Genomic DNA, 22,358 nt, shown 5'->3' with positions numbered 1-22,358 from the left:
CCTAGCCAGTGTTTAAAAAGGTTGTACCAAAAAAGCTGGAATGCCTTCTATAGAGAAATCTTTTACGGCTTTCACTCAACTCCTAACATTCTTGTGTCATCTGAGCATCTATTATAATAGTAGAAAACGTTCCCTACCCAACTTCTTTGTATGGTGGAGAACGTTTTTCTACTTATTTGATTAGCGGATTTCTGCTTGAACGTTTTCTTCTAAGTTACGAGTAATTTTCGCTATTGCTTGATTGATCTCTTCATCCGTCAGGGTAGCTTCCGGATTGCTAAAGGTCAGACTGTACCCTAGAGATTTTTTACCTGCTTCAATGTTTTTCCCTTGATAAACATCGAATAAACGAATATCACTTAAGAAGCGACCTGCACTTTCACGAATGATTTCCATCACGGATTGGTTATCGATCGTTTCATCGAGCAAGAGTGCCATATCTCGGGTCACTGATGGGAACTTAGAAACTGGTTGATAGACCAATTGTTCTGTTTTAGCTGCTAACAACTGATCTAAGTTCAATTCAGCAACATAGGTTTCACTCACTTCGTAGGCTTTGGCGATCGATGGGTGGACTTGTCCCAAGAAGCCGATTTCTAGGTCATCTAGCAAGATCATTGCCGTACGCCCAGGATGCATCTCTTTGATATCTGCCGTTTTTTGATAACGAATACGGTCGGTTAATGCCAACGAATCAAAAAGATTTTCTAAAATGCCTTTCAAATGGAAGAAATCAACTTTTTGAGCTTGGGTTTGCCAGTCTTTCTCATGGATATTTCCTGTCAATGCTAGCCCTAAGTGATTGACTTCTGTTGGCAGTTCGTGTTTACTGTCGCCCGTTTGATAGAAGACGCGACCAATTTCATATAAAGCAACACGATTGTTTTTACGTGCCAAATTGTACGCAACGTCGTCTAACAAACCTGAAATAAGATTCAAGCGCAAGACGGCACGCTCTTCGGTCATTGGCCAATCCAATCGAGTCACTTGGCTCGATTTATCCGTAAAATGTTGTGCCTTCTCTTCCGTTGTCAAAGCATAACTGATGGCTTCACTGACCCCGTTGCCTTCCAAAAGAGTCCGAACTTCTCTAGTCAGACGTTGCGCTTTGGTTAAATGACCGGCAACCGTTTCTCCTTGCGGTAAAGTCGATGGCAAACGATCATAACCGTAAATACGCGCCACTTCTTCAATGATATCTGCTTCGATCGTAATATCCCAACGACGAGGTGGGACTGAAACAATATAGCTGTCTGCTTCTTGACGATGACCAAAGCCTAATGCATCAAAGATTTCTTGCACTTCTTCATCAGTGATTTCTGTGCCTAAATAGCTATTGATCCGTGCTAAAGTAATCGCAACCTCCACAGGTTCTACTCCTACTTGGGAACCTATTACTGCCTCTTTTAAGACCGTTCCGCCAGCAAGTTCCGCAATCAGTGCTGCTGCTGCATCACAAGCTTTTGCAACCGTTGCTTGGTTGATCCCTTTTTCAAAACGAGCGGATGATTCGCTTCTTAAATTGAATTTTTTCGAAGTCAAACGAATCGCTAATGGATCGAACAAGGCCGCTTCTAAAGCGACTGTGGTCGTCGTTTCCGTGATTTCAGAATCAAGACCTCCCATGACGCCTGCGAGCGCAACTGGTGTCGTTCCGTTGGTGATAACGATGTCTTCTGGGGAAAGCTGACGAGTTTCTCCATCTAAGGTAACCAGGCTTTCATTTTCTTTGCCGCGACGTACCAGTATTTCCTTGCTGTCTAGCTTTTGATAATCAAAAGCATGCAATGGTTGACCAAATAACAGTAAGATATAATTCGTCACGTCCACGACATTATTGATTGGACGAATGCCTTCATTCATCAAGCGATTTTGCAGCCATTGTGGACTTGGGGCGATCGTTACGCCATCAATGATTCGAATTTGGTAGGCGGGTGCATCCGTTACTTCAGTGACCTTCACCTGAATTTTATCGGCAGCAGCTACTTCACTTTCGGTAAGCGCAATTTCAGGAAACTTCGGTGTTTGCCGATAGATTGCACCGACTTCATAAGCAACCCCCCGCATGCTCAACGCATCCGCACGATTCGGAGTGATCGATAATTCGATAATGTGATCATCCATATCAAGATAAGGAAAAACCGGTGATCCTGGTTCTGCTTCTGCTGGTAAATAATAAATTCCTTCTGCGTATTCTTTGGGAATCACGCTATCGGCATATCCCAACTCTTGCAACGAACAAATCATGCCGTTGGAAACTTCTCCCCGCATCTTGCCCTTTTTGATTTTTACGTTGCCCGCGATTCGAGAGCCTGGTAATGCCACGATGACTTTGATGCCGCTTTTGACATTCGGCGCACCACAAACGATCTGTGAGTCTTCATCCTCGCCAATATTTACTTGGCAAATTGATAGATGATCAGAATCTGGATGTGGTCGGCAGTCGGTCACTTCTCCGACAACGATTTTTTTTAAACCCTCTTCAGGCACGTCAATACCTTCGACTTCGATCCCCGTCACTGACATTTTATCCGCCAGCTCTTTGGGTGTGATCTCAGACAGATCAAGGTATTCATTTAACCATTTGTATGATACTAACATTTATTGTTCCCCCTTGAACTGGCGAATGAAACGCACATCATTTTGATAGAATTGGCGAATGTCGTTCACGCCGTAGCGCAGCATTGCCACTCGATCAGGACCTAAACCAAAAGCAAATCCTGAATATTGGGTTGGATCGATCCCTGACATTTCTAAGACGTTAGGATGCACCATTCCAGCACCGAGGATCTCGATCCAGCCAGTTTGTTTACAAACATTACAACCGGCACCACCGCACTTGAAGCAGCTGACATCGACTTCGACCGATGGTTCTGTGAAAGGGAAATAGCTTGGTCGCAAGCGAATTTGGCGATCTTCCCCAAACATTTTTTGCATCATGACTTCTAAGGTTCCTTTTAAGTCACCCATCGTAATATTCTTATCGATTACCAAACCTTCAATTTGATGGAATTGGTGGCTATGGGTCGCATCATCTGTGTCACGACGGAAAACTTTCCCGGGTGAGATCATCCGCAGCGGCCCTTTAGAAAAATCATGAGTCTCCATTGTTCTCGCTTGCACTGGTGACGTATGGGTTCGAATCAGCACTTCCTCTGAAATATAAAAAGTATCTTGCATGTCTCTGGCTGGATGATCCTTTGGCAGATTCATCCGTTCGAAGTTGTAATGATCTTTTTCCACTTCGTAACCTTCGACTACTTGGTAGCCCATACCAACAAAGATATCTTCGATTTCTTCCATGATTTGCGTTAGCACATGGCGTGTTCCTCGATCCATCTTTTTACCAGGCAACGTTACGTCGATGGATTCTTCAGCAAGAGCTTTTTCCAAGTTTGCTGCTTCGATAGACGTCTTGGCTTCTTCGATCGCTTCTGTCAAGATATCACGAATCTCGTTGGCATAGCTCCCCACCTTCGGCCGTTCTTCCGCAGAAAGATCTTTCATTCCCCGCAGAACTTCTGTTATGGGACCTTTTTTTCCAAGCACTTCCACTCGAATTTGATTCAAGTCATTCATGGTTGGACTTTCTTTGATTTTAAGCAATGTCGTTTCCTTCAATGCTTCTAATTTCTCTTGTAAAGACATGTATTTCCTCCTTCTATGCTGTGAATAGTGTAAGAATAAAAAGACTGGATTGACTGAATAAAGTGAGTATCATTCATATAAAGACAAAAAAAGACATCATCCCTTAAAAAAGGAACGACGTCTCGTGTTACCATCCTCATTCGCGAAAAAAACCGCGCACTCACTTCGGCTAACGACAGCAAAACTGCCGACTGACTGTAATCAGCAAGCTCCAGAAGTGAAATTCATTTTTCGAATACAGGACTTGCTTTCAGTCTGTGACAAGTCTCCCTTTTTCTGATTCAGCCAAATTACTAGTTTCTATCAACGCTTTTTATCTATTCATTTAAGCTTAGTTTACCTAATTTCCGGTGAGAAATCAACTGCATTCTTCCTCACGCACCCAGGTTTCTGCCCAACGCTTCACACTCATCATACTCTTTTCAAGAGCAATACCTCTTGGCGTCAAGCAGTAAAGATTGTTTTCTTTGCAGACAATTTCTTCCCGCTCTAATTCTTTCAAGCGTTCGACTAACACCCGATCACTCACTTGAGGAATCTTGTTTGCTAACTCAACAAATCTTTGTTTGCCGTCTTCAAGAAGGACATCAATGATCAAGCCGTTCCACTTTTTGCCTAAAATAGAAAAAGCTTTTTCAAATTTAGGACAAAGGGCATAATCCGATTCTACTTTTATCATTCTCCATCACCTCTTTTACCTATTATAGCATATGACTTACGAATTGTAAGAAACTAGGATCGATCAGCTAGAATGCCACGATCATTTTAGGTTTTAACAGCACTAAATAGGTCTGTTTCACTGGTTTGTTCAATGCTTTCTCCAATGCTTGGCAGTAGAGTTTCAATTGACCATAATATCGTTCGCGCATTTTCTTTTCAATCTGAGCCTGACTGCCGAAAACATCATCTGTTTTAAAGTCATATAAAATGATTTCATCCGCCAATTCAATATAGCCGTCGATAATACCATGGATCAAAAGCGGCGCATCTGGTTCGTCAAACCCTTCAAAGATCGTATCAGCCTCTTTTAGCATCGAAAACGGCTGCTCCCGCTTCACCACATCAGAGGATCGGTTCAGCAGTTCACCTAGTTCAGTTTGATAAAACCACAAAATGCTCGATCGGTCAATTTTTTTGGCGATTTCTTCAGAAAAAAATTGCTTTTTCACGAGTTCAGCAATCAGGAGCGCCAAAGTATCTTGTGTTGGCGTCATTCCTAATGGGATCATTTGCAAAACCGTATGTGTTGCTGTCCCGATACTGCTGGCGAGAGGCTTCGTTTCTTGCAGAAATTTTGGTTTCGCCAATTCATCCTGTACGTAGCGATACTGCTGAGGATTCGTCTTCTCGGAAACCGACCGCCATTCCAACAAAGTGGTCTGTTGATCATCGGGATCGTTATAGAGTCTTTTCAATTCTGATACAGATTGATAACTAGTCGTTTGGGTCGCTTTTTGATAAGGATAGCGATATGCTAGGCGTTTCAAAAGATCATCGATATTGCTATCTGGCGCAAGCAATCGTTTAGACTCCTCGACTGGCGCATGGGTCTCTTGGACTTGTTGCGTGATCGTTTCTTGATTCCACCATGACAGACGAAAATGAGCAGGATGAGCGATCGTCCGCTTGCGCTCTGACGCTTCAGAGAATACTGCTTCCATATCTGGATGGCGCATCAGGGTCCGTCCGACCCAATCCATCAAGCTCCCCCGGGCAACAAGCCGTAATGCAGGATCAAGAACCATCTCGGCTTGTGTCAGGCCAGATTGCCAAGTCTTAAAGGCATCCGCTTGATTTTTATAGGAGCCCACTAAGAAAAGCTTCTGCTCTGCTCGTGTCAATGCTACGTATAATTTTCGCATTTCTTCTGACAAGGCTTTTTTCAAACGAACTTGCTTGATGGCTTGAAACGGCAGTGTCTCAAATTTAAGGTTTTCTGCTGGATTCACATATTGGATCCCAGCTCCCAGCTGTTCTTCAAAGATATAGCGTTTTTGAAAATCTTGGTAGTTAAAGAATTTTGTTGTATCCAGTAAGAACACAACAGGGAATTCCAAGCCTTTACTTGCATGAACGGTCATCACTCGAACGGCATCTTCTACAGGAGTAGCCACAGGCTCCGCCAAATCTTTGTTTTTTTCTTGCATTTTTTCGATGAAGCGAATGAATTGGTACAAACCACGGAAACTGCTCTTTTCGTATTTTTCGGCTCTGTGGATCAATGCCACTAAATTTGCATAACGCTGCTGTCCTGCAGGAAGTCCCACAACATAATCCAAGTAAGCAGTATCTTCATAGATTTGCCATAATAAGGTCGGGATCGGTAATCTGCGTGCTTCTTCGCGCCATTGATTTAGTTTGGCTAAAAACCCATCCACCGTTTGCCACAAGGGTGACTCTTCTTGTTGAACATGATAATCCAATACTGCATCATAGTAGTCGCTGGAACGATTTGCTAAACGGATCTCAGCCAATTGATCTTCTGTTAGGCCGACGATTGGCGAACGCAAGACCGCCACAAGGGGGATATCTTGGTACGGATTGTCAATGATTTGCAGCAAAGAAACGACGGTTTGGATTTCCGTTGCCTGAAAATAGTTTTGAGCATCATTCACCGCCATCGGAATCCCAAACTGCTTAAAGACATCCAAAATGACAAGATTGTTTTTACGTGTAGGGGTCAATAAGACGATATCGTTGTAAGTGATTGGTCGATTTGTTTTGGCTTTTTTGTCATAGATCATGAATTTTGATTCAATCAACTCTCGAATCTTCAATGCAGTAATCTGCATTTCACCCTCTGTTTTGTCATCGATCAATTGTTCTTCGGATTCATGCTCTTTTTCATATAACAAGAGCTCTGTGGCAAAGGCGTCGCTTTCTGGAAAATGAGGAAAACCGGTAATCAAGGCTGCCGCCTCATCATAAGGGATTTGTCCAACCCGTTCATCCATCAGCTGTTGAAAAACTAGATTCGTAAAATCCAATACGTCGGAGCGAGAACGGAAATTTTCTGCTAAGACGATTCTCCGCCCACCATTCTCCGTTTCAAATGCCAAGTATTTTTCGATAAATAGCGTCGGATCTGCTAGTCGAAACGAATAGATCGACTGCTTTACATCCCCCACCATAAACATATTGCCGGGGTTATGATCGACTTGTCTCACCCAATATAAAATTGCCTCTTGCAGCCGATTGACGTCTTGATATTCATCGACTAAAACTTCTTCAAAGCGATCACGATAATAGGTCGACGCTTCACTTCCGCTACCGTCTCCTTGTAAAATCTGCAAGGTGAAATGTTCCAAATCATTAAAGTCTAAACGGCCTTTTGAAAGTTTCCTTTCTTGGAATGCTTTCATAAACGCTTCGGTCATAGCTGCCATTTTTTCAACGACAGGTGCGGACCGATGAAGCAGCTCCATCATTTCAGCCGGTGGGTATGGAAAGGCCGCTTTCAATTGCTCAACCAATTTTTTCGCATCATCTCGCAAAGGTTTAATTTCTTGAGAGAGTTCCTTTTGTTCTGGTTTGCGAAAAGCTGGGTAGCGAGCAAAACGCAACACTTGGATTTGCTCATAGAAGCCATCAACATCGTCTGAATCAAGCAGAGCCTTTAAGGTTTCCACCATTCCTAATTCGGTATCGATCAATAGTGCCGCTTTTTCCATCGCTTCATCAGAACGGGCATAGTCTTGCGCCGCCTGCAGCAAATGCGCCGCTGTCTTCAAGTTTTCTTGCAAAGTCGGCTTGATTTGCGATTGGTACAGGGTATTTTCAGCAAAGGTTTCTTTGCCGATATAGTGATCACTTAGATGAGCTAACCAGTTTACTGGATCCGGATTTGCTCGGGCAAAGTCATAAAGAGACAGGATCAGATCCCCGACGCCTTCATCAGAACGATCACTAGAAAAATTTTCTGTCAAACGAAAGAAGGCTTCATCATTGGCTTCATATTGTTGATCTCTCAGCTGTGTCCAGATTTCTTCTTTCATCAATAAAATTTCGGTTTCATCAGTCATCATGCGGAAATTTGGATCTAAATCGATCAAATAATAAAAACGCCGAATCACAGTTAAACAAAACGCATGCAAGGTAGAAATGTTAGCTGTCGGCAATAGCTGCAACTGACGGACGAAGTGCTGACGCTTTTGCTCGTCACTTTCTTGATTGATGGCCTGCTGCAATGCCGCTTGAATCCGTTCTTTCATTTCTCGAGCAGCTGCTTCGGTAAAGGTCACGATCAGTAAAGAATCGATCGTCGTTCCTGCTTTTAGCTTTTCAATCACTCGCCGAACCAAAACGGTGGTTTTGCCTGAACCCGCTGAAGCGGAAACGAGGATATTATCCCCTTTATCAAAAATGGCTTGCCATTGGGTATCCGTAAAGGTTTCATTTTGCGGTTTTAAAGGGATCTTACTCATCTTCTTCCTCCCTTAAGCGATGGATAATCTCATCTTTAGATAAGTTTTCTAAACGGTGGTACTCATTTTCTTTCAACGATACATCAAAGTCACAGATGCTGCGAAACGGACAAAACTCACACGCCCTTTTTTTGTCTTTTAATTTATAAGACGGGTTTAAGGCGATTTCACCGCTCAACAGCTTCTCACCACTTTGTTGCATATTTTTCCGATTGTGTTTTCTTAATAGTTCAAGCTCTTCTTCTGTATAAAACTTGTTTTTCGCCTGTGTTGTTTTTTGATAATTGCCGTTTTTGTCTTTCCGAACAGGAAATACCGGCGAATTTTTGCTGGCTTCAACTTCCTCATCGAGTAACGGGAAAACAGCCGGTTCGTCAATAAACAACCCGTCATACTTGAAACGTTTTAAACGTTCTTCTTCACTGGCTTCTTGTCCGTCCAAAAGCGGATTATGCACATGCAGATAATATGCCCCCGCTGGTCGAACCTTTGGCGAACCAACCAGTTGGACAGCATCCGTCAATGCGACGTCGAGATACGTGATCAACTGCATCGCAAGTCCGTAGTAGGCTTCAGAAAGGTCAAAATCTCGGCTGCTAGATTTATAGTCAACAACGGAAAGCCATTGTTCTTCTTCCGTTTTCGCCGTATCGACACGATCAATCTTCCCCCGCACATGTAGTTTCCCGCCAGAACTTAATGGTAATTCGATCCCGTTAATCCCATTTGAGCCAGCGATCTGGCCGAACAGCACCTCCGTCTTTTCAGGACTAAAATGCATTTTTTGTCCTTGTTTCGCTAATGCCCACGCTACTCGCTGAATCGTCTTGCCTAATTGATACCGAATAAAATTCATCCGAGCAGAACTCGTCAGTAAGCGATAACGGCTTTCGCCAAAAATTTCCTGCAAAACGACTTCCACAAATTGCACGCGTTGGTCAGCAGTTAACTGGGTCAAGGAAATATTTTCAGCAATTAGGACTTTGACAAAGCGGTCCAACGCATCATGGAAAAACTCACCGGTCATTGCTGGATTTAAGCCATAAACTTCCCGTTCTTTTAACCGTAATCCGTAGCTGACGAAATACTTGTATTCACACTGATAGAACGTCTCCATCTGAGAAATGGAGCTGTAGATCGACGGGCCATATAGCGCCGCAGCTTGTGCTTGAGACAAAGGAATCGGAATATTTTGATGGGTTTGGCTTTCAAATACTTGGGCAGCTAAATCTGTCCATTCCGAACGTAACAGCGCTTGTTTCAGTTGCTCCCACACTCGAGGCAAATTCTCTTTGTTTTTTTGCGCTTGCTGACTGAGATTATTGATTTGGTAGATCAGGCCACGATAACTGCCAACATAGTCTCTCGGGTCACTGACTAGCGTCAAGATCCCCCGCTCTTGCAGTGGTACATCCAAATGCTTGACCACGCGGTCTAAATAAGGCGACATCTTGATGTTTTGCTGTGTATCAAAATTAACGGCATAGGACAGTGATAAGTGCTCTGTCGCTGAAAGCAAGACAGAATAAAAGGCAAATGGTTCTTTGACACTGCCTTCCACCACTGTATCTCTAAGGTATTTTTCACCATTAAATAACTGATTGAAATGCTGACGTTCTTCATTCGTCAACAATGTTTTATTTTCCATTTTTCTTGGCAAAGCCGTTTCATTCAATCCCGGTGCAAATGTGATCTTCGCTTGTTTCGGACGTGCCAAATCAAGGCGGTTGATGTTGACTTGGTCGATCGCTGTTGGGATCTTTCCGAATGTGACATTTTCTAAGCCAGTCAATAAGACATCTTCAAAGAGCGCAAAATCAAAGGGCTCATCTCCATAGATCGTGGCATACTCATCCAGCAGATCCATTAAAGCTTGCCATGCTTGTTCATGATTGCGGGCTTGATCTAATTTTCCTTGTTGGATTGCCTGGTCTCGCCAATGCCTCAGCTGTTGCTCGACACCCGCATTCAGTAAAAAGCGATACAGCAGTTCTACGGCATCTCGATTTGTTCTAGCTGCTGTCAGCCAATCGAGTGTATCCACGACATCTTGCTTGAAAGCCCTGCGAAGCTGATTGGTGTACGCCGTCAAATCCACTTTGTCCACTGCTTCTTCTTCCGATTGTAAATACTCGATCAGTTCCCAATCTTCGTTTCTCGTCCAACTCGCTCCTTGGAAATCATGAGCCAGCGCTTTGTTCTCGGTAATATCCACCAACTTACGAAACTGGTCACGCCCAACAAGCCAATCTGCTTCGGAGCGATAGGCTGCCGGTAAGTAAAGTTCCGTTCTAAGCAACCGTAAAATATCATTTAAGCGAAAGCCATAGGATTGACAAGCAAAAAAAGCATTCAAAAACTCAACCAATGGATGTTGCGCCATCATCTGCTCTTCATCGATATAAAAAGGAATCTCAAACTCAGTAAAAATTTTAGGAATATACTGATGATAGACTTCTGGTTCGGCGATCAGTAATTGGATATCACGATACCGTAATGTTGGGTACCGTTTCTTATCACTCATCATCCCGCGGATCGACGCTGCGATTTGACGAATCTCTTCTTCGGGATTCCCAACTTTCCAGACAGCCAAGAAGTCTTTGACGGACGTCTGCTGATGATAATTGGCTTGTGATTGGGTCTGCCGCCAAAAAGTTTCTACTTCCTTGTATGCCTGCGGGATCGATCCCTCGTCTTCTTTGTCCACCTCTTGGTTGACGGAAAGTTTCTGATCTAAGTAAATGTTCACTTGATTGTCACGAGCAGAACTGATCAACTGATAATAGGTCCGTCCTGCTTCGTAAAATAAATTCAATGGCGTGGGCATCTCTTGTGGGTACCCGCGATCCAAAATAAGATCAATCACTACATGACTTCTCTTCATCAGTACTTGAATCAACTGTTGCTCTTGTGTTGAAAAAGCGGAGAAACCGCTGATAATAAATAAGGCGTGGGAAAGATCTGGCGCTTTGTTCAAAGAAACAGTGGTTGGCATTGCATGATCCACCGAGGAATCGCCCAGCAAGGAACCTTCCAGAAAGCGTGTCAGTAAGGTGATCGGTTGTTCGACTTGCAAGGCACGCTCTAGAAGTTCTTGTTCAAATCGTTGAAAAATTATCGCTAATTCACTGTATTTTTTTTCTTCGTCTTGGGTTGCGCTTGGTGCAGCACCACCTGCTAATAAATCTTCGATCCCCAATCGACTTGTATGCATTTCTTGATAGAAAGCCAACAATTGTTGGATAAAACCCGCTTTGTTGATCTCACCACGGTATAAGACGAGTTCTTCTTCTAGTTCCAAAAGCAGCTTACGCATGATCATGGAGGCACCATTTTCAGTGATGGCATTTTGAGAAAGCAAGCCGGTTTGCTGCAGATAAAACCAAGCCAAACGGTGAAAACTATACACTTGCGCGCGAATAGAAGCAAAATCTTCTACGCGATCCTCTTTCAGTAATTGAAGGATCTCGCGCTCTCGTTCAAATTTGTTGTAGTTAGGTACCAGGAAAAATACTTCTTGATGGTCTTTTTCTAACCAGCTTTTTGCATTTTCTATCACTGCTTGATCATGACGACAACGGCCATCGCCAAGAATAAATCGTAAACTCATGAAAGGACTCCTTCTCTCCATCGTCTTTTAAAAAAATCCACTAAAAAATCAGCGACACGCTTTTTCGAATGCGTCTTTATTTTTAAGAGACCCTCCTTAAAAACAAAATAACAATCGCAGAATTTCATTCTTTGCCTACCATACCAAAATCGGCAATTGGCCAGAAAACAAATTTTACATCCCCCAAAATTGTTGATTCATCGATCAGACCTAATTGACGACTATCTTTGGAAATTCGACGGTTATCCCCTAACACTAAAATTTGACCTTCAGGAATGACTTCAACACCAAATAACCCCATATCAAAATCACTAGTCAACGGAAAGCCATCTGCGACAGCTGCTTTGAATTCATCCAAGTAGGGTTCATCATATGCTTGTCCATTGATATAAAGGGTATCGTTTTGATAGGAAACCTGGTCGCCAGGTAATCCGATTACGCGTTTGATATAGTTTTTGCCTGCTTCATCCGGTGCTTCAAACGTTATGATATCGAAACGTTCGATCTCGGTATTTTTCAAAGCAATCACCCGCTCACCATCATGTAATGTGGGGTCCATCGAATCTCCTTTTACGATCACAGGGGTAAAGACATACTGTCTTAATAACAAGAGGAATAAAGTAAAGATCACGACAAATCCTACTGTTTTTAAAAGCTCTTTTACTTGTTGCACGCGTCCCTCACTCCTTGAATGTTTTAACTATATTTTCCAAGAATCGAACAAACATTCTTATTTTTCTATTCTACCATAAAATGAAAGGAGCAGGACATCTCCTCTCTGGTTCTTTATGAAAATTTGGGGAATCATTGGACTTGCGTATGAATTGTCATCTTATCTAATCCGTGCTACGGTTGAAATAGAACCCATTATTGAAAGGAAGTGCCAAAATGAACCAACAGTTACCACAAGTGCCCACAAAGTTATTGATTGACGGAAAATGGCTTGAAGGAACAAAAGAGTCGGTTTCGGTTACCAATCCTGCCACTAATGAAGAACTGGTAAAAGTCAGCCAAGGAGGCATCGATGAAACAAAGCAAGCGATCGATGCCGCCGCGAAAGCCTTCACAGATTGGTCAAAACGTTCGCCTCGAGAACGAGCCGATTTGATGAACAAGATTGCTGATTTAATGGAACAAGAAAGCGACCGTTTGGCAAAAATTATGAGCATGGAACAAGGAAAACCATTAAAGGAGGCAGAGGCAGAAATCCAATCCAACGTAGACAATTTCCGTTGGAATGCCGCCGAAGCACAACGGGTCTACGGCGAAGTGATTCCAGCTCCTGCACACAATCATTGGCTGGTGCGAAAAGAAGCCATCGGTGTTGTTGGTGCGATCACGCCTTGGAACTTTCCTTCCAATATGATTGCTCGAAAAATCGCTCCTGCCATGGCAGTTGGCTGTACCCTTGTTATGAAACCATCTAAAGAAACACCCCTATCAGCATTGGCTTTAGGTGAACTTTTTCAACAAGCGGGCCTTCCTGACGGAGTCGTCAATATCGTCTTAGGGGATTCTTCTGAAATCGGGAAAGAATTGACTGAGAACAAACAAGTCAAAAAAATCACCTTTACCGGCTCCACGAAAGTTGGGATGAAATTATACGAACAAGCTGCACCAACTCTGAAAAAAGTTTCATTGGAGTTAGGCGGCCATGCCCCGTTTCTTGTTTTTGCTGATGCTGATTTAGATTTAGCTGCTGAAAAATTAATTGCAGCAAAATTCCGCAACAACGGTCAGGTCTGTACATCCCCCAATCGAATTTTTGTCGAAGAATCCATCAAAGAAGCCTTTACTAAAAAGCTATTAGGGCAAATGGAAGCCGTAACTGTTGGTAATGGTTTAGAGAACCCCACCGTTGGTCCTTTGATCAATCAAGCAGGCGTTAAAAAAATCATCGACCAGCTGGAAGATGCGGTAAATAAAGGGGCTAAAGTCTTATTCGGTGGGAAGAAGCTTACTGAAGGTGAATACGAAAAAGGCAACTTCTTTGCACCAACGGTCATCGACGGCATCACTCCTGACATGACTATTTACTATGAAGAAACCTTTGGACCCGTGATTCCATTGATCTCATTTACGGATCGACAAGCAGTCATCGCTGCGGCAAATGATACGGAATTTGGATTAGCCTCTTACTTCTTTTCAACGAATCTGCAAACAATCTCGGATGTAGCCCAAAACCTCCAATATGGGATGGTTGGGGTCAATGACATTGCGATTTCAAACCCAGCGGCTCCCTTCGGCGGCGTCAAACATTCCGGTTTTGGTCGTGAAAACGGCAAATATGGTCCTGAAGAATACGTGACTGTCAAATTTATCGCCATTGATGCCCAGTAAAAAAAAAAATTCAGGCGCGTTTGCCTGACTTTTTTCTTACAAAGCATTTTGTTTTACTAACATTAAGTAAGAATGTATACTTCATTCTATGACAATAGAAAAGGTGGAATACTATGACAAAATTTCTTGATACGATCAAACAGCGCCGTTCAATCTATGGATTAGGCAAAGATGTTTCACTCTCAGATACAGAAATCGAAGCCATCGTGAAAGAAGCAGTAAAAAACAGCCCAACTGCTTTTAACGCACAATCGCCACGTGCCGTGATTTTATTTGGCAATGCCCACGAAAAATTATGGACGTTAACGGAGGTTGCTTTAGAACCATTGACACCACCGGAGGCGTTTGAAGCAACGAAACAAAAACTTGCTGGCTTTAAAGCAGGTTATGGGACCGTTCTATTCTTTATTCACACAGATACCGTTAAGAACTTGCAAGACCAATTTGCCCTTTATGCAGATAACTTCCCGGTCTGGGCAGAACAATCGAATGGGATTGCCCAAGCGAATGTTTGGGTAGCTTTAGAAGAAGCCGGATTAGGCGCCAACTTACAACATTATAATCCAGTAATTGATGATGCTGTTGTAGCTGAATGGTCAATTCCTGAAAATTGGCAGCTGCGGGCCCAATTAGTTTTTGGTTCAAAACAAAGCGAACCAAATGAAAAAGAATTTTTAAATGATGACGAACGTTTCCGCGTTTTCCATTAAAAACGATTCCCGATTTTAAAAAAAAGACCCTTGATTACGGCCACATACGGCAGCAATCAAGGGTCTTTTAGTCATTTTTTCCTTGATCATGATCGACCAGAATATCGATCGGTGTTCCTTCATTCAAGTGCTCCGACAAAAAAACCACCAATTCAGCTAACGGTTGTTTGAATTTCATTAATGGTCCCCGCATCCCTTTTCGAAAATAGTTCATCTTGATGGGCTGCCCTTCCTTTTCTTGAAATAATACGACCCGATCAATGTCTTGGTACAGTACCCCTTTAATACTCATTGGATGGACAATAATTCGATCTAGGGCTAACCCGCGGCTGTCTAGCACAAAGCTTAAAAAGACAAAACCTGAAACGATTCCTCGCACCTGATTATCCAATTGGTCATCCATCATCAACATGGATAGGATAATCATTACTGAAAAGATCGTAATAGCGATTTTGCTTAGTTTGCGCTCAACAGCAATAAAGTGAATCTCTTTGCGTACCACCAATAAATAGAGGTACAAAACGATCGTAAAGGCACACATCAATAGCGTTAACCCACTCATAAAACTCTCCGTTCTGTTTTCTTTTCCCTATTTTACCAAAAAATGATCTGTTACAAAAGGCTTAGCCTATTTCCTAGGTTTTTTGATATCTATTTTCACCAGAATTCGGTACAATAAGAAAAAAAGGAGGAATTATCATGAATGCATTCTTTGATAAATTACAACGCTATGACTTGCTTCGTGCCGTCGTATATATCGTCTTCGGCTTCATTATCTTGATTGCACCACGATCTGTTTTCAACACGATCGTTTATCTCGTTGCCGGATACATCGCATGTCTAGGAATCATCAGCTTGTATACGAGCTACAAAGAAAAACAAAAGGGCTATCGCAATGTGCAGTCGGTCTCTGGTATCTTACTGTTGATTGCTGCAGCTGCGATTTTAGTTTTTGCTAAAGGATTACTTGCCATCGTGCCATTTTTCTTAGGGATTATGATCACCATCAGCGGATGCACCCGCTTAATGGCAAGCTTTAACCAAAAACGCATTGGTTTACCTTACATCACGAGCTTAATCATCAGTCTTTTGATTATTGCTGCTGGACTCGTTCTCTTATTGAATCCATTCGCCACTTGGCTACTGTTCTTCCAAATTTTTGGCGGTATCTTGATTTTCATGGGGGCATCCGACGCTATTAATCATTTTCAACGAAAAAGAGCCTAATAAATGAGAATGTTTTAAAATTTTCTACGAATCTAACATCTACATGTAGACTTTTCCCGCTATTCCTTTTAAAATAGGTGATATCAAACAGTCAGTCCATTGAGAGGCGGGAGGTGCGACATGAAGAAAATTAAGCAAGAAGCAAAACATCCAAATGATGTGCCGGTAATTTTTTTGACCGATGCAACTGGCAAAGTCGTACGAAAAATCTCGATCAATGAGTGGCGTGCGTTAAAAGCGAATCCAGAACAAATCGAAGAACTCGATATCAAATTGTATCGTGAAGCGATCAGTTTCTATCTTCAAGAAGACTATGCGAAAGCAAAAGATCTCTTGCACTTCTTGATCAATAAAACGGACTATAGTCATTACGAATATGTTGAACGATTAGCCAATATCTATCGCATCGAAAATCGTCCTGCTAAAGAAAAAGTCCTATTGCTGACTGCTTATCATGCAATCAAACCGTTAGAATCCTCTGAAGGAATTCTAAGAAGGATCGAAAATCGATTACAAAAAATCGATGCCTTTGATTTTCCAACTTCGACACAATTCAGTCATTAAAAAAGCAGCTATCTTTCGATAGCCGCTTTTTTTATGCTTCTGGCAGTTTACGCAAAAGACGTAACCCGTTAAACAATACGATCAATGTACTGCCTTCATGGGCAAATACCCCCAACCCAATGTTCATCATGCCGAATAGATTCAAGCCGACTAATAACGCGACGATAAACATGGAGAAAAAAATATTTTGCCAAATGATCCGATCCATCTTCTTCGCTAAGCGATAGGCATATGCAAAACGCGAAAGATCATTCTTCATGATCACTGCGTCTCCTACTTCAATCGCAACATCTGACCCTTCCCCCATCGCAAAGCCGATGTCTGCTTGAACAAGTGCAGGGGCATCATTGATACCATCACCCACCATGGCGGTTTGTCCGTATGCTTCTTGGAGTGCTCGTACCGCTTCCGCTTTGTTCTCAGGCAAAACATTGGCAGCCACTTGGTCAACCTTTAAGCGCTGACCGATTGCTTCACCAGCAGAAGCACTGTCTCCGGTGATCATAACAGTATGGATACCTTCATTTTTCAAATAATGAATCACAGAAGCTGCCTGTTCGTTCGGCTCATCCATCAATGCGATGATCGCCGTAACCTCTTCGTTGATGGAAAACACGACCATTGTTTTTCCTTGCGCTTCCAATTGACGGTACTGTTGCTCCATCAAACCTGTTAACTGGGTGTTTTCGGTTCTTTTTCCTAATCGATAGGTTTTTGTTCCTGCGACGGCACCTAAACCGGAACCAATCTCGTTTGTGACAGTCAACTGTTCGATTTCTCGTATTTTCTCTGTCTTCTCGAAATAAGTAACGATCGCATCTGCTAATGGGTGGTTGGCTTGCTTTTCCATCGAAACGATGACCGCTGCTGCCTCTGCTCGATCGATCGTATCAACGAAAACGGCTTCCGTGACTGTAGGTTTTCCGACGGTCAAAGTTCCCGTTTTGTCAAAAGCCACCGCTTTGATCTGAGCGAAATTGGTCAAGTAATTGCTCCCTTTAAAAAGAATCCCTTTTTTCGCTAGATTCGAGATCGCCGATAAACTAGCAGGGACGGCGCTTGCCGCTAAAGCACAAGGAGAAGCCGCAATCATCATTACGATCCCACGATAAAAACTTGTATACCAATCCCAACCAAAGAGAAACGGTGCAGTCAAAATGAACAAAGGAACTGCAATGAAAACAACTGTTACATAGATTGGTTCGATTTTTTTGATTCGTGTTTCGGTCGGTGATTGATTTGATTGCGCCGCTTCCACCACTGAAAGAATTTTTGCGAAGACTGTTTCAGAGCTGTCTTTCGTGACTTCCATCAAAAATGTGCCGTTTCCATTAATCGTACTCCCATAGACTTCGTCTCCTGTAGTCTTTTCTCGAGGAATACTTTCCCCATTGATCGAAGCTTCATTGATGGCACTCGTTCCAGAAAGGATTACGCCATCTGTTGCTAACTGATCACCAGGTAGCACTTGCAAAATATCTCCTTTTTTTATCTCAGAAGCGGCAATTTTTTTGGTTTTCCCATCCGGACCCATCAAACGGGCTTCCGTGGGATTCAATTTGAGAAGATTGGTGATTTCTCTTCGACTTTGTCCCTCGGCGTATTCTTCTAAGAAGTGAGCGCCTGCAAAAATCAAAATCAACAAAGCTGCTTCATTAAAATTTCCTATGACCATGGAACCAATCGCTGCCAACAACATCAAAAGATGTACATTCGGTGTGAATCGCCGATTGGCTCTGGTACTCTTTATGGTATCCTCGATTCCTTCCCACGAAATGTGATAACCTGCTAATAAAACCGCAGCAAAATAAAACCCATCTTTCACCCATTGGTTCGGAACAAAAAGTGCCAGTATAAAGAGCAGTAAGCCTACAAAATAAATGTTACGTGGGAGAGTCCCATGATCGTGAGTATGAGAATGCCCCTCCGTTTTTGTGTGATCATGTTGACAAGTATGTTCAGCCATCATTAAAACCTCCTCTAGTCCATCTGTCATATGAACGATCAATCATATTTATAGACTTATTATATATGAATAAACAATCATATGTCAACCGAAAGAAGTTTTTCTTGTGAAATGTAAGCGTTTTGGGTTTTGTGATTCCTTATGGCATGCTAGAATAAACTTAGGAGAGAAAGGAGTGTTGGTTATGAGAACATTTACTGGCGGTATTTCACTAAGTCCCCCATTAAAAATGTTAAAAGAAAAATTAATGATCGAACAAGATGAAATTCTTACCTTTTCACCCACGATGGTCTTTATCCCTTTAGCACAACATATTGGTGCTCCGGTGGAACCGATTGTTTCCGTTGGTGATTACGTCAAGCAAGGGCAAGTGATCGCTGAGTCTGATGCGTTTGTATCTGCCAAAATTCATGCATCTGTTTCGGGTAAAATCGTCGACATGGTCGATTGGCCGAATCAAAACAATGAAGAAGGAAAAACCATCATCATTGAAAATGATTATGCTTATCAAAATGATTTTTTGTCAGCCCCCTTCGACTGGCAATCTGCTGCTAACGAAACCATCCTCAACAAAATCCGTCAAGGCGGCGTCGCCGGCAAAGGCGGTGCAACGTTTCCCACCCATGTCAAATTCAGTATTGATGAAACCAAAAAAATCCATACTTTGATCTTAAATGGTTCTGAATGTGAACCGTTCTTACGCAGTGATGCTTTCTTAATGCAAAAAGAAGCCCAGAAAATCATTCACGGTGCAAAGATTGCCCAAAAGTTACTGGATGGTCCAAAAATCATAATAGGCATCGAAGATGACAAACCAAGAGCCATTTCAGCCATGCAAGCCGCAAGTGCAGAGGATGACACGATAGAAGTCGTTACTGTCCCAACTGTTTATCCAACCGGTGGTGAAAAGCAGTTAGTAGAGTTATTGACCGATCAAGAGGTGCCGTTAGGTGGTTTGACTGCCGATATCGGTATCGTCTTGATCAATGTTGCCACCAGCTTTGCCATCGGCGAAGCGGTCTGTTATGACAAACCGTTGATTGAACGCTATACAACCGTTACCGGCGATGTTCAAAATCCCTGCATCGTCAAAAATCCGTTAGGAACACTCGCAGGAGAATTGATCGACTTTGCCGGCGGCTTTCAAGGAGCCCCCAGCAAATTGATTCTTGGTGGACCAATGATGGGAAAATCCGTCAAAACCTTGAAAGTTCCGGTCACCAAAGGAAGCAACGGCATCGTTGTTTTTAATGAAGAAACCGATTGGCTCTATGCCGAAAACCCCTGTATTCGCTGCAACAAATGTGTCGAAGCTTGTCCAATGCGCCTCATGCCAATGGAGATCGATCAGTTTTATCGAGCGGGGGATTATCAAAAGTGTGAAGAATTATTGGCAGAAGCATGTATCAATTGTGGTGCCTGTACCTTCGTCTGCCCAGCTAAACGTTCCTTAGCTGCCAATATCACTGCCGCAAAAGGCAAAGTTGCCCAGTTGCAAAAGGAGGCGAAGGAAAGTGCCTGATTATTACAAGGATTCCGATAGCGAACGTCTCTTTCAGCAAAGGAAAAATCAAGAAACACCCCCAAGCCCCCATATTCGCAGCAATGACGAGACCATTAAAATCATGGGGTGTGTGGTATTAGCCTTGCTGCCAGCAGTTTTATTCTCTGGCTACCTTTTTGGATTGAAAGTTTATGGCTTGTTTTTCATTGCACTAGCCACGGCGTTTGCTGCCGACGGACTTTGGTCCTATCTTGTCAAACGGCCGTTTCGCTTCGATTTAAGCATCGTCGTGACGGCCTTGCTTTTAACGATGAACCTCCCACCAACCGCACCTTGGTATTTTCCCGTGATTGGGGTGGCGTTTGCCGTAATCATCGTCAAAGAATTTTTTGGCGGTATTGGTTATAATTTTCTAAATCCAGCCCTCGGCGGTCGAGCCCTGTTGATTGGCTTGTTTTATAACCAAATGTTTCTAATCAGTTGGCCTGATCCACCTTTTGGCAGCATCGCACCTGATGTCGTTTCGCAGGCTACAGCGAACGATGTTGTTTCTGGTGCCACACCATTAGCTGTCATGAAAGCAGGAGAAACGTTGAGTGGCTCTGAACTAGTGGATGCCTTTTTAGGATTTACCGGAGGACGAATCGGTGAAACCAGTGCCTTACTTTTACTGTTGGGTGGGATTTTTCTCGTTTACAAGAAAATCATCTCCCCTCGTATCCCACTGATTATCTTTGCGACGATCGGGCTCTTTGCTTTTATCCTTGGTCCAGAAGGACTTTTTACTGGCAGTTGGCAAACGGTCATCGGTCATATCATCAGTGGTGGTGCCATGTTGGGTGCGATTTATATGGCGACTGATTATTCTTCGACACCAGGAACAAAAGCAGGAGAAAATCTTTTTGCCTTAGGCGTTGGCCTCCTCGTTGTGCTCTTCCGTTTCTTTGGTTTTACAAATGAAGGCATGAGCTATGCCATCTTGATCATGAATTGTTTCACCCCACTTATTGATCGCTTCTTACGCCTTCGCATATTAGGGGAAGGAAAAAAGACCCCGTTCAACCTTAAAATCATGAGCTAAATCGTAAAAAAGGAGGGTTCCTTATGATGATCGCCAATCGGCTAGTGGTCTTTCTAGTCATTCTACTCACAAATTACGCCTGTCAAAATTTGGCACCGACCGTCAAAGAGAAAAAACCGAACGTGACGACACGGGTGGTTTTCCTCTCAGGGATCATTGCGGTCGCTTACTTGTTCAGTGGGTTAAGCTTTTATCTTTTACTTCAAAATCGTTTCGTCTATGGCAATCAAGTGGTCACCAACTTGGTAAGTGCTGCCATCATCGCCTTGATTGCGGGGGGCTTGTGTTTACTGATCGTTCCTGCAAAAAAACGTTTCTTGACGACTGATCTAAAAAAAACGCTCCTAGTCAATGTTCTCTTGCTGACGATCGCCACCGTGACCCAATTTCCCTATACCGATTATTTAACCAATTTATTTGTTGCTGTAGGCATGTATTTCCTCTTTTCTTGTGCTTTGTCAGGGGTTCATACACGGAATCAAATTGCCACGATTCCGCCAATTCTAAAAGGTTTACCGCTGGATATCGTAACACTTTTTCTATTCTATCTAAGCTTTTCCTTTCTCAATGGTGTCTTCTTCAATTATTTATTCTAAACAAAAAGCAAGTCCCGCTTTGGCAGCGGAACTTGCTTATTTTTTGCGGAATAACTCTCTGAAGGAACCGATCAAAAAACCAGTCGAAAAAGCATTTTGTGCTTTTTGCTCTTTTTCAGCAGCGATTTTTTGTCGGGTTCGCAGCCCCTTATTGGCATTTTTGGACTTCTTCCCTTCACGGAGTTCTTTCGAAACCTTTTGAAACTCATTTGAGAAACGATTATACCCAACCATGTCGTTTCCCTCCTTTCTTTGTGCTTGACCTATAATAACGAGGATTTATTATAGGAATTGCCTTTCTGATGCAAATCAGGTAACATAACAGACAGAAAGATGATTTATCCCAGGTTTATCAGAAAGGAAGATCCCATGAACGAAACCCACACTGGATTGTTAGTCAATAGCCGCGTTTTTCAAGAAACGCCAATGATGCTGACAGGTATCCAACTTTTAGAAGACCACAAAATCGTAAATTGCATTATTAAGGATCGCTACTTAGCCAGCTATGTCTTACGCCTTCCATTAAATAAATACCAATTAGAAGTTGAAGGAAAATGGAACAAGCGGGAACAGTTAGTGATCAAACATATGAAGATCAAGAATATCGATGAATTTATTAAAATCGTCGGTACGCCAGAATAACAGGACTCACGAAAAGCAAGTGCAGACAACTGCCCTTGCTTTTTTT

At 42.7% G+C, this 22,358-nt stretch carries 17 protein-coding genes; 8 read left to right on the top strand and 9 right to left on the bottom strand.

Annotated elements, in window-relative coordinates; all coding sequences use genetic code 11:
- Window positions 1-180: 180 nt before the first annotated feature.
- The 6 genes from pheT to lepB form a co-directional block, all read right to left on the bottom strand.
- A complete protein-coding gene (gene pheT, locus IGJ01_RS08145; RefSeq protein WP_430601610.1) occupies window positions 181-2,601 on the bottom strand; it encodes a phenylalanine--tRNA ligase subunit beta in 2,421 nt (806 codons plus the stop codon).
- Window positions 2,602-3,648: a phenylalanine--tRNA ligase subunit alpha gene (pheS, locus tag IGJ01_RS08140; protein ID WP_005236117.1), complete on the bottom strand. Its 1,047-nt coding sequence runs from the start codon at window positions 3,646-3,648 to the stop codon at window positions 2,602-2,604.
- Between the two features lie 358 nt (window positions 3,649-4,006).
- Window positions 4,007-4,327 (bottom strand): winged helix-turn-helix transcriptional regulator, encoded by a 321-nt coding sequence (locus IGJ01_RS08135; protein ID WP_005226192.1) that lies wholly within the window; start codon window positions 4,325-4,327, stop codon window positions 4,007-4,009.
- A gap of 67 nt (window positions 4,328-4,394) precedes the next feature.
- Window positions 4,395-8,072, bottom strand: coding sequence for a helicase-exonuclease AddAB subunit AddA (gene addA / locus IGJ01_RS08130; RefSeq protein ID WP_430601609.1), 3,678 nt, complete (start codon window positions 8,070-8,072; stop codon window positions 4,395-4,397).
- Window positions 8,065-11,682, bottom strand: a complete 3,618-nt coding sequence (locus IGJ01_RS08125; protein WP_430601608.1) for a PD-(D/E)XK nuclease family protein — start codon at window positions 11,680-11,682, stop codon at window positions 8,065-8,067. The genes addA and IGJ01_RS08125 overlap by 8 nt, the downstream gene beginning before the upstream one ends.
- Before the next feature lie 124 nt (window positions 11,683-11,806).
- Window positions 11,807-12,355 carry a signal peptidase I gene (gene lepB, locus IGJ01_RS08120; protein ID WP_005236123.1) on the bottom strand — a complete coding sequence of 183 codons (549 nt, stop codon included), beginning with the start codon at window positions 12,353-12,355 and terminating at the stop codon, window positions 11,807-11,809.
- Window positions 12,356-12,570: 215 nt separating this feature from the next.
- On the opposite strand from lepB, the gene IGJ01_RS08115 reads away from it, so the two are divergent.
- Together IGJ01_RS08115 and IGJ01_RS08110 are read left to right on the top strand one after the other, a co-directional pair.
- Entirely contained in the window at window positions 12,571-14,022 is a 1,452-nt protein-coding gene (locus IGJ01_RS08115; protein WP_005236125.1) for an NAD-dependent succinate-semialdehyde dehydrogenase, read from the top strand.
- A gap of 113 nt (window positions 14,023-14,135) precedes the next feature.
- Entirely contained in the window at window positions 14,136-14,732 is a 597-nt protein-coding gene (locus IGJ01_RS08110; RefSeq protein ID WP_430601607.1) for a nitroreductase family protein, read from the top strand.
- 67 nt (window positions 14,733-14,799) lie between these two features.
- On the opposite strand, the gene IGJ01_RS08105 is transcribed toward IGJ01_RS08110, so the two are convergent.
- Window positions 14,800-15,294: a hypothetical protein gene (locus IGJ01_RS08105; RefSeq protein WP_005236128.1), complete on the bottom strand. Its 495-nt coding sequence runs from the start codon at window positions 15,292-15,294 to the stop codon at window positions 14,800-14,802.
- A 137-nt stretch (window positions 15,295-15,431) separates the two neighbouring features.
- Here IGJ01_RS08105 and IGJ01_RS08100 point away from each other — a divergent pair, with 137 nt between their 5' ends.
- Window positions 15,432-15,959 (top strand): HdeD family acid-resistance protein, encoded by a 528-nt coding sequence (locus tag IGJ01_RS08100; protein WP_430601606.1) that lies wholly within the window; start codon window positions 15,432-15,434, stop codon window positions 15,957-15,959.
- Window positions 15,960-16,079: 120 nt separating this feature from the next.
- Complete coding sequence (locus tag IGJ01_RS08095; RefSeq protein WP_008381931.1) at window positions 16,080-16,523, top strand: hypothetical protein; 444 nt, start codon at window positions 16,080-16,082, stop codon at window positions 16,521-16,523.
- A 31-nt stretch (window positions 16,524-16,554) separates the two neighbouring features.
- Here the strand turns inward: IGJ01_RS08095 and IGJ01_RS08090 are convergent, their stop codons facing one another.
- The gene (locus IGJ01_RS08090; protein WP_142424840.1) at window positions 16,555-18,489 is read right to left on the bottom strand and encodes a heavy metal translocating P-type ATPase; all 1,935 of its coding nucleotides are present in this window, start codon (window positions 18,487-18,489) and stop codon (window positions 16,555-16,557) included.
- A gap of 184 nt (window positions 18,490-18,673) precedes the next feature.
- On the opposite strand from IGJ01_RS08090, the gene rsxC reads away from it, so the two are divergent.
- The 3 genes from rsxC to IGJ01_RS08075 are packed head-to-tail and all read left to right on the top strand — an operon-like array spanning window position 18,674 to window position 21,670.
- On the top strand, window positions 18,674-20,011 hold the full coding sequence (gene rsxC, locus IGJ01_RS08085; RefSeq protein WP_008381935.1) for an electron transport complex subunit RsxC: 1,338 nt from the start codon (window positions 18,674-18,676) through the stop codon (window positions 20,009-20,011).
- Window positions 20,004-21,074, top strand: coding sequence for an RnfABCDGE type electron transport complex subunit D (locus IGJ01_RS08080; RefSeq protein WP_005236139.1), 1,071 nt, complete (start codon window positions 20,004-20,006; stop codon window positions 21,072-21,074). Before rsxC ends, IGJ01_RS08080 begins: the two co-directional genes overlap by 8 nt.
- Window positions 21,075-21,097: 23 nt before the next feature.
- Window positions 21,098-21,670, top strand: coding sequence for a hypothetical protein (locus IGJ01_RS08075; protein ID WP_008381938.1), 573 nt, complete (start codon window positions 21,098-21,100; stop codon window positions 21,668-21,670).
- A gap of 36 nt (window positions 21,671-21,706) precedes the next feature.
- Here the strand turns inward: IGJ01_RS08075 and IGJ01_RS08070 are convergent, their stop codons facing one another.
- The gene (locus tag IGJ01_RS08070) at window positions 21,707-21,904 is read right to left on the bottom strand and encodes a hypothetical protein (protein WP_061054082.1); all 198 of its coding nucleotides are present in this window, start codon (window positions 21,902-21,904) and stop codon (window positions 21,707-21,709) included.
- Between the two features lie 135 nt (window positions 21,905-22,039).
- On the opposite strand from IGJ01_RS08070, the gene IGJ01_RS08065 reads away from it, so the two are divergent.
- On the top strand, window positions 22,040-22,312 hold the full coding sequence (locus IGJ01_RS08065) for a hypothetical protein (RefSeq protein WP_005226206.1): 273 nt from the start codon (window positions 22,040-22,042) through the stop codon (window positions 22,310-22,312).
- The last annotated feature ends 46 nt before the right edge of the window (window positions 22,313-22,358 follow it).

The sequence above is a fragment of the Enterococcus sp. AZ089 genome, assembly GCF_050547225.1.
Taxonomy (GTDB): Bacteria; Bacillota; Bacilli; order Lactobacillales; family Enterococcaceae; genus Enterococcus_D; species Enterococcus_D entomosocium.
Note: the sequence above shows the minus strand (reverse complement) of the source record. Positions and strands in the feature narration are given on the sequence as shown.